Origin of the sequence: Brachyspira pilosicoli (assembly GCF_036997485.1) — a bacterium.
Taxonomy (GTDB): domain Bacteria; phylum Spirochaetota; class Brachyspiria; order Brachyspirales; family Brachyspiraceae; genus Brachyspira; species Brachyspira pilosicoli_C.
On record NZ_JAWLPU010000002.1, the window covers coordinates 16,565 to 32,733 of the forward strand.

Sequence of the window (16,169 nt, forward strand, 5' to 3'; positions counted from 1 at the left end):
GGTTATAGTAATTATGGGATTATTAAATTATTTTACCAAAAAACTTATTCCTAATTTTTTATACACTGATTCACTTAAAGGACAAGTTGGAGAATTTGAAGTTGATTCTGCTTTAAATCCATTATTTTTTGGTAAAGCAGAGCATAGACAGATAAATAATTTAGTAATAATTGATAGTAATGGAAAGACTCATCAAATAGATCATATAGAAATAAGAACAAACGGAATATTTTGCATAGAAACAAAAAATTATAGTGGGCTTATATTTGGTAGTGAAAAAGATAAAAAATGGACTCAGTGTTTAAGATATGGTGAAAGGAATTATTTTTATAATCCAATAAAACAAAATAAATCTCATATATTTCATTTAAAAAAATTATTGGATAATAAATATAATATTTATTCATTAATTGTATTTACTCAAAACAATGCGGATAAAATAAATATAAATAATGTAATTAATTTGTGCGATTTAAAAAATTATTTAAATAATTTTGATGAAGGAAATAATTATACCATTGATGAAATGAATTACATTTATGATAAGCTAATATCAAATCATAATAATATTTCAAATTTGGAACATATAAAAAATATAAATTACACAAAACAAGAGATAAGTAATAATATCTGCCCAAGATGTAAGGGAAAATTAATTTTAAGAGAAGGAAAATATGGACAATTTTATGGGTGTAGTAATTATCCAAATTGTAGATTTACAATAAAAAAATAATACCAGTAAATTAATTATCTTCTTGCAAAATCTCTGAATTTAAATTTATCTGGTCTATGTCTGGCTGAAGTTATTTGAAAAACTCTTGTATCTGATAAAAATGTTTTAGATTCTACATTTATTATCATATTATAATCTTTTAAATCAAGAAGTTTTTTATCATTACTATTTATTTTTTCGCATGATATTTCTCTTTCAGCATAAGAGATTTTTAATTGTAAATTATTTTCTATATGTTCATATAAAGAGTCTTTTAAAATATTTTCATCTATGAAAGGTATAATAGATGCATTAATAAAATCTATATCAAGTATAATATTTTCACCGTCTATATTTCTTATTCTCTCTATAGCCCATACCTTATCATCATCATTTAGCTTCAATTCTTTTTTTATTAATGAATTAGGTTTTATACATTCGCATCTATGTACTATGGTTTCTACTTTTTTACCATACATTTTAGAAGCTACTTCTTTGAAGCTAAATATCCCGCCGAATTCAAAATTGTATATATTAGAATTAATAACTATAGAACCTTTGCCTTTATGTTTTTGAATGCATCCGTTATTAGATAAAAGCTGCAATGATTTTCTTATGGTATCCCTTGAAGCATCGTATTCTTTCATTAAGTTATTTTCGCTTGGAAGTATATCTCCTTTTTTGTAATGTCCGAACTTTATTTTATCGAGTAAACAGTTATATATCTCTTCATATTTTGCTGACATAACAACCTCTATTTTCAATTAAGGCATTATAATATAAAAAAACATACTTGTAAAGGATATATATTAAAAACTATAATATTATTGCTTATGTTATTTATTAACTTTTTTATTTTTATACAAAATTTTTGTTTTTATATTTTATGATGCTAAGTGTAAAAAAACACTTCCAAAAACTTTAATTAGATTCTTAATCTGTTTGCCGCACGTTAAATAAAAATTATCAGTATAAATAAAAATTTTATTTTTTATTATTTATATATTTTTGTTTAACTAAGCGTGCGGTGAATGGAATTTAGATTTTTTATACAAAAGATATTGATTATATTACATTAAAAATGTATAATAAAAATATGGAAGTTAACATATTTTTAGAAAATTTAAAAACAAAATTATACGGCAGAAACTTAAAAGTATTCGAATCTTTAGAAAGTACAAATACGAAAATGATAGAAGATTTAAATAATGGTATTAATTTAGAAGAGGGCAGTGTATATATTGCTTTAAAACAAACCGCAGGTAAAGGCACACATGGAAATAACTGGGTATCTAATAATAATTTAGGTTTATGGTTTAGTGTATTAATATATACTCCGTTTAAGAAAGAGGCATTAAGTTTTCTTCCCGGTATTGCTTTAAGTAAATGTTTAAGAGAAAAATTTAATATAAATGCTCATGTGAAATGGCCCAATGATGTTTTAGTAAAAAATAGAAAAATATCTGGAACGCTTATTCAAGTTATTCCTATGGAAAATAGAAATGCATGTATTATAGGAACAGGAGTTAATTTATACCATACAAAAGAAGATTTTCCATCAGATATACAGCATAAGGCAACATCTCTTTATATGGAAACTAATCTAAAAATAGAATTATCTGAGTTTTATAAAGAACTCATTACATACTTTGAAGAAGTATATACAAGTGAAAAAAAATTATCAGAATATTTCAGAGAATATAGTAATATGATAGGCAGAGTTATAAAGGCAAAAAAAGATGATAAAGAAATTAATGCTTTAGTTAAAGATATTACTGAAGAGGGATATTTAATAGTTGAAGTTAATAAAAAAGAAGAAACTTGGATATCAAGGGCTTCTTTAGATATAGATACAAATTATTAAAAAATTAACTAATGGATAGTAATTATGAGAAAACCGATACCATATAAAAAACCAGAAGAAAAAAAGAAAATAAATAAAAAAAATATCATATTGTTTATATTATTTGAGATTATAATAATAATACTTGCTATTGTAACTACTGCTATTATTTCGTTATTATTTAGTATTACTCCTTATATAAGTGCAGCAATTAGTGCATTGATACTTATTTTATTTACTATTTTTATATCTAAAGAATTTTTATTAAAAAGTAAGTAGATAGTATGTAAAAATATCCTTGACAAATAAAACATATATATTAATATTATAATAAGAGGTATTTAAAAGTGATTGAAGCAAAAATACTTAATTTGGCTATAACAGATAAATATTTTGTTGTAATGTTAAAGCCAGAAAATACTGAAAAAGTTATTCCTATATCTATAGCTACCTTAGAAGCTCAATCTATTATGACTAGTCTAATAGGGTATAAAAAAGAAAGACCTCTAACTCATGATCTTATTAATAAAATATTTAATACTTGTAATATTAAATTAGTTAATGTAGTTATAGATAACATACATATGGATACTTATTTTGCTAAACTTGTTATTGAATATGATAAAAATAATGTTTTTATAGATTCGAGACCTTCTGATGCTATAGCATTAGCTTTAGAGTTTAAGTGTCCTATTTATGTAGAAGAGCATGTTATAGAAAAGGCTGGTATTATATTAGAAAATGGTGAAGAGACTTCCGCTGTTCCTTTTATGTATCAGAGATTTGATAATAATGAAGAAGAAGTTTCTGAGTTGGATAATAATAATGCAGTGAATAATAATGTAAAAACTAAAGAAGAGATACAAAGATTATTGGAGCAGGCTATAAAAGAAGAAAGATATGAGGATGCTGCTAAATATAGAGATGAGTTGGATAAACTTAACTGACTTATTTGTTATCTACAATATTAGGGTTTATAAAAAATGAAAAAATATGTAATAATATTTTTATTGAGTATTTCTATAATACTATATTCTAAACCTTCTGATAAGATAAAGTTTGATGCAGATGAATTAACACCGTTAGAAAAAGATTTTTTCACTAAAATAGATAATGGTGACACAAATGATATAGAGCTATATTATGATGGTTTTATTATAGCATCTGGAATTACTGATGAGGATGAGTTTAATTTTTATAGAGCTAAATTAGATGATATCAGAAATATGGCGAAAGATGAGCTTTCTCAATATGTGGATGAAGGAGCTTATGATTTTGGAAATAGGCTTTTACTATGGATATATGATAAAGGCATATTAAAAAAATATTTTGAGGCTTCTACATTATTTCAGGATATGATTTCTAAGGGTGAGTATAATTGTTTAAGTTCTTCTATACTTTACTATCTTCTTTATAGTGAGTTTGGTTATGAGGTTAAAGGAGTATTAACTTCAAGCCATGCATTTTGTACTGTTTATACAGAAAAAGGTCCTATTGATGTAGAGACTACTTTGGCTAGAGGTTTTAATCCTGGTACTAAAGAGATAAGAAATACAGGAAGCTCTACAATAGTTACATTTGTTCCTAAACAAAATTATAATAATAGAAATGAAGCAGATATTCTCACTTTAATAGCAACATTATATCCCAATTCAATTTCTCTAAGAAAAATAGAAAATGACTTAGATAAGCAATTAACTATGGCTAAAAAGGCCTATTATTTATCTCCGTATACTGAAATGTATAATGATAATTTAGTTAATGCTTTTAATAGAGCAGCATTAGAAGCATTAAAAAAACGTGATTATGAAAAGTCATACACATATCTTAAAGAGGCTTATAATTTCAATCCTAATAATACTATGACTAAAAAAAATACAGAGCATTATTATAACACTATAGGGGCAAATTATTTAAGTATGAAAGATTTCCCTTCAGCAATTAACGTATACAAACAAGGAATAGAAGATTTGGGAGAAAATACTACAGTTTTAAAAAGAAATCTTAAAGTGTCATATTATAATTATGCTGTTACAGAATATAATAGCAAGAGATATAATAATGCTAATACTATAATAGAAGAAGCTTTGAAAATATTTCCAAAAGATGCTGATTTTACAAGACTTCTTAGATCTATACCTAAATAATTATTATGAGATTAATTATTGTTTTTTTTATTTTTTTCAACATCAATTTTCTTTATGCTGAAAGTTTCAAAAGTTACAATCTAAATAAAACATTTAGAATAATAAAAAAATTTGACAACTTGCTTTCATCAGATAATAAAGAATACATTTTTTATATAGATGCTTCTTATGTCTTTTCTCCTGAAGGTAAATTAATATATAGCAATAATATTTATATGGCTCAAAAGTTTTTAGAAAATAATTCTAATGATATGGTTTATAATGGAGTAATAAAATCCAGCACGCCGCCTGAGAATTATGTTTATTTGCTTCTTCATAAGAGACTATATGATTATGTATCAAAAAATAAATCTAACTATATAGATAAATTGATGCAAACTAATTTACAAGTATTTTATGATGATATAAGGAAGTATATTTTTAAAGAAGAAGTATATACAGGTAATTTTAAGTATATAAGGTTTTTAACTAAAACAAAATATAAATACTATACAGGCAAAGATTAAAGATTAAATAACTTTTTTACTTCTATAGTATTATATTTTGCAGTGCCGCCTTTTAATTGCACCATTTGTTCAGATACAGTTGAAGCAAAATCAATAACTTTGTTTATATTCAAATTATTTAAAATAGCATAACTTAATGCAGCAGCAAATGAATCTCCAGCACCAACAGTGTCAACTACTTTTACTTTATTTGAAGGCTTAAATATATATTCATTATTATAAAATACAGAAGCTCCATCAGCACCAAGAGTTAAAAATATATATTCAATATTAAAATCTTTACTTAATACTTTTAATAATTTCTCATTATCATTTTCTAATGATGGATAGAGTATATCTTTTATAGTAGAAAGCTCATCATCATTTATTTTTAATATATTAATAAACTCTAATGCCTCTTTTATTTTTTCTTTAGTAAAATAATTCTTCCTAAAAGTTACATCGCATATTTTATATTTAGAATTAATATTATTGTATATTTTTTTTATAGTGTTATATGAACATTCATTTCTTTGTGATAAAATATTAAAATAAAATAAATCATATTTTTCATTTAATGCATTTTCTATCAATTCATTATATTCAATATTATCCCAAGCAGCATTTTCATGGATTATATAATCAGGCACTTTATTTTCATTAAGAAATACAGTAGCTTTTCCTGTATTGTAATTATTATTTATTTGTATTAGAGAAGAGTCAATATTTTCTTTTTTTATAAAATTGATAGCATCTTTACCTAATTCATCATCTCCTAACGCTGTTATAAACTTTAATTTATCATCATTATTTAAAAGCCTAGATAATTGAACAGAATAATTAAATGGAGCACCTCCTATTACAGATACATCATTGTATACATCATATAAAAGTTCGCCGAATGTAAGTATATTAAACATTTTATTATCTCCTTAAAAAATTATTTATTAGTATCTCTGTTAGGAGCTTTAAGATTAAGCCGTATTATCTCTTCATTTGATATTACAGTTCCAGTTTGCGGGCTATAATCATAAATATATCCTTCCCCTTGAACTACTATTTTTGCATTATTATTAGAAACTATGTAAGATATATTGTTTAAAGCATCTCTAAGTGAAAGACCATATATATTAGGCATAATGTTATTAGTATAAATAATATTATCTTTTGGTATTAAAGATAAGAATTCGTTTGTATTTATAGTATGTATTTCTCCGTCAACGAGTCCTAAATATGGAATTATTTGATTAGCAACCTGGGCAAAAAGCGGAGCAGCTACTCTTCCAGCCGCAAGTCCTCCAGAACCTTTAGGGTCATCTAATAAAACCAATATAGAAACCTTTGGGTCTTCCAAAGGAAATCCGCCTATAAATATAGATTGGTAGTATTTTTCCGCTCTATCTGTGGAACCAGCCCTATATACTTCAGTAATAGCAGTACCAGTTTTACCTACAACATCTATATTAAGCAGATTAGCTCTGCTTCCTGTAGAACCTGATTCAACACCTTTTCTAAGTAAAAGTCTTGCTATTTGTGAGTATTGTTCATCTATTATTCTTTCTTTTTTTAAGTTGTTTGTTAATATTAATTTCTTTTCTCCATCATAAACAGAATCTACAACATGCATTTGAACTTTATATCCGCCATTTAAAAGCGGCAAATATGAAGAGGCTATTTGCATAGGAGTTACGCTTAAATCATATCCTATTGCTAAATAACCACGTGAGAATCTATGCCAATCTTTTAAATCATGATATATTCCTGTCCATTCATTTTTATATCTTCCCATTACATCTGTGGCATCACCAAATCCGAATCTTTTTAAATATTCATATAAGAATTTTTTATCTACTCTCTCAGCAACAGTAACAATTGCATAGTTGCAGCTGTATTTTAATATATCATTAAAAGCAACTTTACCATGAGGATAATCACAATGTATGCGAGTTTGTTTGCTGTAATCATAGTATCCATTACAATAAAAAATCTCATCAGTATTAGCAACTCCCTCTTCTAAAGCGGCAAGTTCTACAAATATTTTCATTGTAGAACCCGGGTAAATAGTGCTCATTATACTTCTATCTAATCTTTCATTATTAACATATATGAATGGATTATTAGGGTCAAAGGATGGATAAGAGTAGTTTGCTATAATGGCGCCAGTATTTACATCAGAAACTATAAAAGTAACAGATTGAGGAGATTTTTCTGCCACAGTTTTTAATACCTCATTTCTTACTATCGTTTGTATATCTCTGTCGAGAGTTAATACTAAATCTTTTGGTTTGTCATTTACAGAAGATAATACATTTTGATAAGTAGCTTCTAATCCAGCATAGCCTTCTGTTTCAGATTTATTCATATAGCCTATAACATGGGCAAATATATCTCCATAAGGGTAAAATCGTTTGTAGCTTTCATCTCCATAAATACTTCTAATGTTATATTTATTTTTTACTTCTTTTATTTTATTATAAACATCTAAACTAATGTTTTGTGCTAATCTTATAGTTCTTCTTTTATTTTTTAGCATTTCAGCAAACTTTTCTTTTGTGATGCCAAGTAATCTTAATATTTCATCATATCCTTCATTTACATTAACTCCTTCTTTTCCATCTAACTCTGCTACAGAATGAGTGTCTATATATATAGTGTAGGCCGGTATATTTATAGTGAGCGGTCTCATTTTTGAGTCATAAATAGTTCCTCTTGGTTGATATAGCTCATCAAGTACTTGAGTAGATTTTCTATCTTTGATAGTTAAGACATAAAGCTTTTGGGTAAGCATAAGGACGATAACGAAGAAGAATATTGCAAAAATATATATTTTTTTCATTATATTTATAAAAATTAGAAAAATGAGGCGGCGAACGGATTCGAACCGATGAATAAGAGTTTTGCAGACTCCTGCCTTACCACTTGGCTACACCGCCATATATTTTGATTAGTATAGTATATAATAAATAAATTAAAAAGTCAATAGAGTATATAAAAATCTTATTATACAACTATAAATATTTTTAAGTTTTATTTAATTTTTACTTAAAGAAATTATTTATAAATCCCACCCTTTATTTTTTGTATCTGTTTTGAACCTATGGTTTAAATGTATTTTGCTGCATAATAAGAAATTATAATTTCCCACCCTGATTTTTTTAAAATTGCAAAAACTTTTTACCGCACGTTAAACTAAACAAAAATATATTAATAAATTTATACTATAATTTTTATTATATTGAAAGTTTTTCTTACCGTGCGGGAAAAAGACTCTTAGCTTAATTAAAGCTTGGGTGGGAATGCTTTTTTTTATTTTTTGTTACAGAAAAATTAAAGTAAGAATTTTAATTAGAACAAAAAAGATAATAGGGCGGGGGATTAAAATAAATTAAAATTATTGATAAATATGATTAGTATGTTATAATAATTAAATTATAAATAATAATGGAGTTATTTTATGAATGTATTAGTGATAAATTCTGGAAGTTCTAGTATCAAATATCAATTATTTTCTATGCCTGAAGCAAAAGTACTTGCAAAAGGTCTATTAGAAAAAATAGGTGAAGAGACAAGTGCTTTGAAACATACAGCAGTTGAAAAAGGCAAAGAAAAAAAGATAGAGCAGAAAGTTCCTGACCATAAAGCAGGTATGAGTTTGATTTTTTCTCTTTTAACAGATAAAGAAGTAGGTGTAATATCTAATATGAGTGAAATATCTGGAGTAGGCCATAGAGTAGTACATGGAGGAGAAGCATTCAGTAAAAGTACTTTAATAACAGATGAAGCTATAAAAGCCATAGAAGCTTGCTGCGACATAGCTCCTTTACATAACCCAGCAGGTTTACAAGGTATAAGAGCTTGTCAAGAAATATTAAAAGATGTGAAAATGGTTGCTGTATTTGATACAAGCTTCCATCAAACTATACCTGAGCATGCTTATATGTATGCTGTTCCTCATGAATGGTATGATAAATATAAAGTTCGCCGTTATGGTTTCCATGGTACTTCACATAAATATGTATATGGAGAGTTCTGTAAGGTTACTAATAAGCCTAATGCTAATGTTATAGTTTGCCATTTGGGTAATGGTGCTAGTGTTACTGCTGTAAAAAATGGAGAATCTGTTGATACTAGTATGGGTTTAACTCCATTAGAAGGTTTAGTAATGGGTACTAGATCTGGCGATATGGACCCTGCTGTTATTACTTTTATGATGGGTAAAGAAAACTTATCTGCTAAAGAAATTGATAATATTATAAATAAAAAAAGCGGACTTTTAGGTGTTTCTGGTGTTAGTAATGATATGAGAAACTTAGAAGAGGCTTCTAAAACTAACCACAAAGCTGAACTTGCTATAAAGATGTTCTGTTATAGAGTAAAAAAATATATAGGTTCTTATATGGCAGCACTTGGACATCTTGATGGAATAGTATTTACTGGAGGTATTGGTGAAAACAGCGCTCCTATAAGAGCTAGAATACTTGAAGGTTTAGATGAGCTTGGTATTAAATGCGATGCTGATAAAAATGCTAAGGCTAGAGGTTGTGCTAATTTTGAAAAAGATGGTGCTCCTATTAAGCTTTATGTTATAGCTACAGATGAAGAAAAAGCTATAGCAATAGATACCTATAATATTGCTTTAAAATAATAGTAAATAAAAAAGTAAAAAATAGGGTGTTTAAATAACATCCTATTTTTTATTTTAAATTAGAATAATTAAAAAATAATATTAATTATATATTTGTACTTCCAAAACCGCCTTCGCCTCTAATAGAATCAGAAAGCTCTTCCACCTCTTCAAACTCTGCTTTTTCTACCTTTGCAAATACCATCTGAGCAATTCTATCTCCCACATTAATAGTAAAAGGTTTATCAGTTAAAGCTGCTAATATAATTTTTAATTCACCTCTATAATCGCTATCAATAGTAGCAGGAGAGTTCAAACAAAATATTCCATTTTTTAAAGCTAATGAACTTCTGCTTCTAATCTGAGCTTCATAACCATCAGGTATTTCTATGTATAATCCAGTAGGCACTAAAACTATGTCATTTTTGTTTAATGTAATAGGCTCATCTATATTAGCATGCAAATCTAAACCTGAAGCTCCAAGTGTTTGATATTTAGGAAGAGGATTTTTTGACTTATTAATTACTTTTATTTTTAACATTTTAACCTTCTTTTTCATATTTATTTTAATAAAAACGATAACATCATAATAATAACTAAAGCAGTAGCTCCTTGTACTATTGTGGCTAAGGTTCTTGCTTTATATGCATCTTGAACAGTTAAACCAGATAATTCTACTACCACCCAGAAATAGCTGTCATTAATATGAGAAAATACCATAGAACCAGCACCTATAGACATTAATACTAAAACTTGCGATATTGGAGTAGTGTATCCTAATGTATCAAGCAGCGGTGCAAATAAACTCGCAACAGTAACAACAGATATAGTTGAAGAGCCTAAAGAAATTTTTAAAAGAGAAGCAAGCAAAAAAGGAAGCACTAATCCTAAATTTACAGAAGCAAATACATCTCCAAGTTCAAATATAATGTTTGTAAGCTCAGTTGATTTTAAAACTTCTGCAAAAGCTCCGCTTGCCCCAACTAAAACTAATATATTTCCAGAATCTCTTACCCCATCACCAATCCACATATACATCTCATCTCTATTAAAATTATGCATAAGTAAGAGTGAAAATAAAAAGCCTATAAATAATGCCATAGTAGGCTCGCCAAGAAATATAAACATATTCTTTATGAGGCTATCTTCATCTAAATGCAAAGAATTAAACCTTACTATAGAGCCTATAGCCATAAGTATAATTGGTATTAATATAGGCGCAAATGATTTGAATGCAGAAGGAAGTTTTTCCATATCATCAATAACGCTTTCATAGCTATAGTTATTTTTTTTATAATCTTTTTTCTTAACATATTTTGATATAAACATTCCGTATATAGCACCAGATAAAGAAGTAGGTATAGCTACAATAAGTCCTATTGCTATAACAGTAAATAGATGTTCTTGTAAGTTAAAAAGATTAATAACAGCAGCAGGCCCTGGAGTAGGTGGTATTAGGGCATGAGAAGCATATAAACCTGTTGACAATGCCACAGATAGTGCTACAGGTGAAGCCCCGCTTTTTTTTGCTAATGCTTTTCTTAATGGTGTTAATATTAAATATCCAGAATCACAAAACACAGGTATAGAAACAATAAATCCTAATATATTCATTGCAAGAGCAGGGTGGGATTTTCCAACTATCTTTAAGATTATTTCCCCAAGCTTGTATGTAGCTCCAGACATTTCAAGTATATTACCGATAATACTGCCCAAAATTATTATAATTCCAACACTTCCTAAAGCATTTCCAAAACCTTTACCTATTAGAGAAGCTATTTCATTTATATAATGCGGATTTCTGTTAGAAGGTACATGTAAAGTAAATGATAAGAATATAGCTACCATTAACATTGCTATGAAAGGATGTACTTTAAACTTAATAGTAAGTATCATCACTATTATTATAGAAACTAGGAGCATAGTTATTATAGAATAGCTAATCATAGTTTACAACCTAAAAGTATTTATGAATATTTATTTTATTATTCTTCCTCAGGAACTTCAGCGTTAATATATCCTTCTTCAAAAAAGTATAGAAGTTCTTTTTCAGCATTTTTGGCCGCTTCTTCCATTCCTTCTTCATATTCAATTTCAAGTATTAATTTAGCATCACAAAAAGCACCAAGCCCCATAATGTTAAATACACTTTTTGCATCTGCTCTTACACCATTATAAAGCAAAAATATGCCTAAATCGGAATATTCTATTTTGCTTGCTATTTGTGATAATACTCCAGCTGGTCTTAAATGCATACCATTTTTGCTTTTAATTGTTACTACATTAGTTAATGTCATTCAATAAACTCACTATATTTATTTTTTATTATGATAACATATATTTAATAATTTTCAATATTTTTCTAAGTTATACTAATATAAAAACATAACGTAATATATACTGCAATTTGTATATTAAATAATTTCGAAAGAGTAAATAAATAAAAACTCAATATAGTAGAATTATTTTTGCATATATTTTTTAAATTTGCATTATATTTGTATGCATCCTTTTGTATTTACTTTTGATTATTCAAATTATAAGAAATAGATATTTTTTAATTAAAAAGTCTGTAATATCTATCACTCCTAAATGATAATATATAATTATTTTTTGTTTAGAAAGCGGTGATGGAATATAGCTTTGATGATATGCGTAGAGGCGGGTTAAGCAGTATTTATTTTTATTTAATTATAAAATACTAATTTTTACTTTTTTTAGGCAAATGCTTTATTACTTGTGCTTCTAACTCTATAGATTTTTGTCTGTTATTGTAGCCCAATACTTTGCCGTAAACTTCTATGTAATTCTTTGGCTCTAGATTTAATGTTACATTATATATTAAGTCAGCAACACCAACTATGTTTTCAGCGTTGTGGTCATATACTAATATTCTTGCTTTATTTTTTGGCACTCCGTCTATATTAGTTTTTGATATGCTGTTTACATCTGCTTTCCATTTTACATATCCGCCGTTGTATAATTCATAGTTGCCTACCACTGTAAGATAATCTGGACTTTCTCTAAATATATTATAATCTGGTGCTATTACAAAATCTTTTAAAACTCTGAATCTCTCTTTTAAATATTCGTTAATGTCGCTTTTTAATGCACCGTTTATTATCATAACTGCTTCATTAACTGATGCACTTCTCATATTCTTTTTTGCCTTATCAAACATATCTGCTACTTCTTTAGGAGAGTAGGTAGGACTTTTGGCACTCTCTGGAATCTTTCCGTCTTCAAGTCCCTCAAATAAATACACATTTTCTAATTTCTCTCTAAGTTCTTTTTGCTCTTTATCTAATAATATATATTTTATAGCAGGATATCCTCTGTCTATTGCCAAATATGATAAAAAAGATATAACAAAAATTATAGGTATAAATATAAGAAGTTTTAATATAGATATTTCTCTTTTTCCTAAAATATACGCTTTTGGATTAATTTCATTGCCTTTAGCATTATTAGTTAAGAATCTCACTCTTTCAATATTATCTTTGGCTATTTTGTTTTGAGGGTCAAGTTCTAATATTCTAAAATACTCTCTTAAAGCATTTTCTCTATGCCCATTGTGTAAGCTGATATATCCTTTTGCAAGCATAGCATTCACACAAAAACTATCTTCTCTAAGTGCCTTTCTTGATACTTCTTCAGCAGCATAAAAATCTTTTAAAAATATATTGGCAAAAGCAAGCATAGCAAGAGCATTAGGATCACGATTTAATGCAGTTCTATTAGATAAAAGCAAATCTTTAGCTTTCTTATATTTTTTTCTTCTTATGAGGCTGTAAGCACTAGAAGCTATATTGTCTTTCATTTTTGATGATAGTCCTTGTGTATAGTTTACATAACTTTTCGGAATTATGATAACTTACTTTAAGCATTTTTTGATTATATGAATGCTTAAAGTGTTATATAAAAATAATTAAAATTTAGGATAATTAAAAAATGTTATTTCTTACTTGGGTCAAAAACGCTGTCTTCTAAAAGTAAATCTTTATATTCAGTATAGTAGTAGGCAGTAAGCTCATCTAAAGCTTTAGCATATTTACTTTTTAAATCACCGTATAATATTCTCTCTATTAACTTTTGTATAACATCTTGAAGAGCATAAGGTACAGCATAAGCCCCTACATGACTAAAGCCTATATTATGCATATGCTCATGAAACATCAAACCAGAAAAGCTGGCATAACCATATAGACTATTTCCAGACCATTGAATCCAATTAGCATTTTCAAAACCAACCCAATCTGCAGTAGGAATTTGGTCTACAGGCTGTCCTCCAACATAACGTACATATCTTGATTGCCCTACAACTCCTAAACCAGCACCGCCTGTTTTTAATTTTTCATATATAAAGTCATGTTTTACAGTTCTTATAACTTCAACCATTATATTAGGGTCATACATATCCCCTTTTTTTATAGAGAAATTTCCATAACTTGCATCAACTGAAGAGCCTAATTCATTTTTCTTCTCATTTACTTTTGTAGGAAATTCTGTAGTGTTTACGGCAGTTCTCATAAGTGCCATACATCTTAATATAAAACGTTTTTCTTCTACTGTTATAGTGGCATAATTAGTCAAATCTTCTGCTATCTTAAACTCAGCAACTCCAACATCCCAATAAGGATATTTTTTATTTATTTCTTCTTTTGTATAGGTATCTGGTTTCAAGGAATTATTATTACAGCTTAATAGAAATGATATAATTGCAAATAAGCTTAATGTTATAAATAGTGTTTTTTTCATTTTTACTCCTTAAAACTTAAATATTAATTAATAATTAGGCAATATTTTTATGCCAACTTGAAAACCTATGTCAAAGCTTGATATATTTTGTTTCATTAATTTTGTTAGATTTGGATTTTGATTATTTAAAAGAGGGGTTTTAAGAGAAAGTCCAAAATCATATCCAACATATCCTCCTAAAACAAAATTGATTTTTTTATCTGTATAAATAGTGTAGTCTACTGAAAATTTTATATATGGTATTACTGGAATATTAAATATATTTTTTACTTGAGAAGCATTATAATTTTCAATGTTTCTGTCAATTTCATTTTTTGTATAATTATAATATGAAGAAACAGACCTAACATATAAAGGCACTTTTACTCCGCCTGCCAAACCAAAAGAGAATTTTTTCCAATTTAATTTTGGATATATTCCAAAAACAATACTTTCAAACATATAAACTGAAGTATTTTTGTTATTATCATCTCCTCTAAAAAAAGAAAACTCATCATGAGAATAGCCTATTTCACCCAATAAACTAAAACTCATATTTTTATTAATATTAAATCTATATCCTATATTTAATAAAACTCCAGAATCAAAACCAACTCCAGATTTTCTATTTTCTTTTTTTACAATGTTGTTAAAATTAGTTTCTTGCTGCTGAGTTGGGTTTTCATTTGTAAGAGAATATTGATTTATTCCAACTCCAATTCCTAACGGTACAAATATTCCAATTTCAAGACTGTTTTTAGCAAATGCATTTATAGATGATAAAGCCAACGTTATTATTAATATCTTAAAAAATCTCATTTAATCTCTCTTTATTATAAAGGTCTTATTTTTACGCCAACATTAAATCCTATATCAAAACTAGATATTTTATCAGGCACTATTTTTGTTAAGTCAGCATTTTTTGGTGTATATGTGAGAGGAAAATCATAAGCAATATATCCTCCAAGTACAAAGTCAAATTTCTGCGAAGAATAAATACTATAATCCACTACTAATTTAATATATGGTATTATATTTGAGTTAAAATAATCTTTGTAGTTTTTAGTATTTATTATTTGAAGTTTTTCTGTAGAATATCCAAGAAGAGGATTATAGCTTGAATTATTTATAGTTCCAGTCAAAGCAATTTTTGCACCAGCACCTATACCTATTGAAAATCTTTTATAATTGAATTTAGGAAGCACTCCAATTAGAAAACTATCAAAAGTATAATTTCTGTAATTTTCCATTTTTAGTGCCTGCGAATTAGTTTCTGTATCTTTTAATTTGTAATTAAATGTATCTCTGCTGTAGCCCAATTCCGCTAAAAAACTAAAACCAGAAGTTCTATTAATATCTAACTTGTAGCCAATTTGCACCAAAGCACCTGTTTCAAAACCAACAAACGTATTTCTTGTGTTATTTGATATATAGCTGTCGTATGTATTTTGATTCATATTTGTTGGGCGTTCTGGGTGTGTATTTATACCAATACTCATACCAATAGGGACAAATATGCCTATTTCAAGACCGCTTTTTGCAAATAATGTGGAACTTAATATTAGAATTGTTATTAAGACTTTTAGTATATTTTTCATTATTTCCTTTATTGTTGTATATG

The 16,169-nt window shown here is 27.2% G+C and carries 17 protein-coding genes and 1 tRNA gene; 7 read left to right on the forward strand and 11 right to left on the reverse strand.

What is annotated here, in order from left to right:
* The first annotated feature begins 13 nt into the window (after positions 1-13).
* Positions 14-733, forward strand: a complete 720-nt coding sequence (locus R4I97_RS05425; RefSeq protein ID WP_335784073.1) for an NERD domain-containing protein — start codon at positions 14-16, stop codon at positions 731-733.
* Between the two features lie 14 nt (positions 734-747).
* Here R4I97_RS05425 and treR read toward each other — a convergent pair whose 3' ends face one another.
* Complete coding sequence (gene treR, locus R4I97_RS05430; protein WP_335784074.1) at positions 748-1,458, reverse strand: trehalose operon repressor; 711 nt, start codon at positions 1,456-1,458, stop codon at positions 748-750.
* Positions 1,459-1,808: 350 nt separating this feature from the next.
* Between treR and R4I97_RS05435 the strand changes: the two genes are divergently transcribed.
* The 5 genes from R4I97_RS05435 (at position 1,809) to R4I97_RS05455 (ending at position 5,208) form a co-directional block, all read left to right on the forward strand.
* Positions 1,809-2,576, forward strand: a complete 768-nt coding sequence (locus R4I97_RS05435) for a biotin--[acetyl-CoA-carboxylase] ligase (protein WP_335784075.1) — start codon at positions 1,809-1,811, stop codon at positions 2,574-2,576.
* A gap of 24 nt (positions 2,577-2,600) precedes the next feature.
* Positions 2,601-2,834 carry a hypothetical protein gene (locus R4I97_RS05440; RefSeq protein WP_335784076.1) on the forward strand — a complete coding sequence of 78 codons (234 nt, stop codon included), beginning with the start codon at positions 2,601-2,603 and terminating at the stop codon, positions 2,832-2,834.
* A 68-nt stretch (positions 2,835-2,902) separates the two neighbouring features.
* Positions 2,903-3,502 (forward strand): bifunctional nuclease family protein, encoded by a 600-nt coding sequence (locus R4I97_RS05445; protein WP_335784077.1) that lies wholly within the window; start codon positions 2,903-2,905, stop codon positions 3,500-3,502.
* 36 nt (positions 3,503-3,538) lie between these two features.
* Positions 3,539-4,702, forward strand: coding sequence for a hypothetical protein (locus tag R4I97_RS05450; RefSeq protein WP_335784078.1), 1,164 nt, complete (start codon positions 3,539-3,541; stop codon positions 4,700-4,702).
* A gap of 5 nt (positions 4,703-4,707) precedes the next feature.
* Positions 4,708-5,208, forward strand: a complete 501-nt coding sequence (locus tag R4I97_RS05455) for a hypothetical protein (RefSeq protein ID WP_335784079.1) — start codon at positions 4,708-4,710, stop codon at positions 5,206-5,208.
* Here the strand turns inward: R4I97_RS05455 and R4I97_RS05460 are convergent.
* The 3 genes from R4I97_RS05460 to R4I97_RS05470 all read right to left on the reverse strand — a co-directional run bounded on the left by R4I97_RS05460 (position 5,205) and on the right by R4I97_RS05470 (position 8,120).
* The gene (locus R4I97_RS05460) at positions 5,205-6,107 is read right to left on the reverse strand and encodes a carbohydrate kinase family protein (RefSeq protein WP_335784080.1); all 903 of its coding nucleotides are present in this window, start codon (positions 6,105-6,107) and stop codon (positions 5,205-5,207) included. The two genes, R4I97_RS05455 and R4I97_RS05460, sit on opposite strands and share 4 nt — an antisense overlap.
* 20 nt (positions 6,108-6,127) lie before the next feature.
* Positions 6,128-7,975, reverse strand: a complete 1,848-nt coding sequence (locus tag R4I97_RS05465; RefSeq protein ID WP_420535690.1) for a penicillin-binding protein — start codon at positions 7,973-7,975, stop codon at positions 6,128-6,130.
* A 73-nt stretch (positions 7,976-8,048) separates the two neighbouring features.
* A tRNA-Cys gene (locus R4I97_RS05470) sits at positions 8,049-8,120 on the reverse strand.
* 521 nt (positions 8,121-8,641) lie between these two features.
* On the opposite strand from R4I97_RS05470, the gene R4I97_RS05475 reads away from it, so the two are divergent.
* Positions 8,642-9,832 (forward strand): acetate kinase, encoded by a 1,191-nt coding sequence (locus R4I97_RS05475; RefSeq protein ID WP_335784082.1) that lies wholly within the window; start codon positions 8,642-8,644, stop codon positions 9,830-9,832.
* An 85-nt stretch (positions 9,833-9,917) separates the two neighbouring features.
* On the opposite strand, the gene dut is transcribed toward R4I97_RS05475, so the two are convergent.
* The 7 genes from dut to R4I97_RS05510 all read right to left on the reverse strand — a co-directional run bounded on the left by dut (position 9,918) and on the right by R4I97_RS05510 (position 16,146).
* Positions 9,918-10,352, reverse strand: coding sequence for a dUTP diphosphatase (dut, locus tag R4I97_RS05480; protein ID WP_335784083.1), 435 nt, complete (start codon positions 10,350-10,352; stop codon positions 9,918-9,920).
* Between the two features lie 20 nt (positions 10,353-10,372).
* The gene (locus R4I97_RS05485; protein ID WP_335784084.1) at positions 10,373-11,758 is read right to left on the reverse strand and encodes a GntP family permease; all 1,386 of its coding nucleotides are present in this window, start codon (positions 11,756-11,758) and stop codon (positions 10,373-10,375) included.
* Positions 11,759-11,796: 38 nt separating this feature from the next.
* A complete protein-coding gene (locus R4I97_RS05490) occupies positions 11,797-12,108 on the reverse strand; it encodes an HPr family phosphocarrier protein (protein WP_297285360.1) in 312 nt (103 codons plus the stop codon).
* Positions 12,109-12,512: 404 nt separating this feature from the next.
* Positions 12,513-13,631 (reverse strand): hypothetical protein, encoded by a 1,119-nt coding sequence (locus R4I97_RS05495; protein ID WP_335784085.1) that lies wholly within the window; start codon positions 13,629-13,631, stop codon positions 12,513-12,515.
* A 134-nt stretch (positions 13,632-13,765) separates the two neighbouring features.
* Positions 13,766-14,569 (reverse strand): hypothetical protein, encoded by an 804-nt coding sequence (locus R4I97_RS05500; protein WP_335784086.1) that lies wholly within the window; start codon positions 14,567-14,569, stop codon positions 13,766-13,768.
* 27 nt (positions 14,570-14,596) lie between these two features.
* Positions 14,597-15,367 carry a hypothetical protein gene (locus R4I97_RS05505; RefSeq protein WP_335784087.1) on the reverse strand — a complete coding sequence of 257 codons (771 nt, stop codon included), beginning with the start codon at positions 15,365-15,367 and terminating at the stop codon, positions 14,597-14,599.
* Between the two features lie 14 nt (positions 15,368-15,381).
* Positions 15,382-16,146, reverse strand: coding sequence for a hypothetical protein (locus R4I97_RS05510; RefSeq protein ID WP_335784088.1), 765 nt, complete (start codon positions 16,144-16,146; stop codon positions 15,382-15,384).
* Between the last annotated feature and the right edge of the window lie 23 nt (positions 16,147-16,169).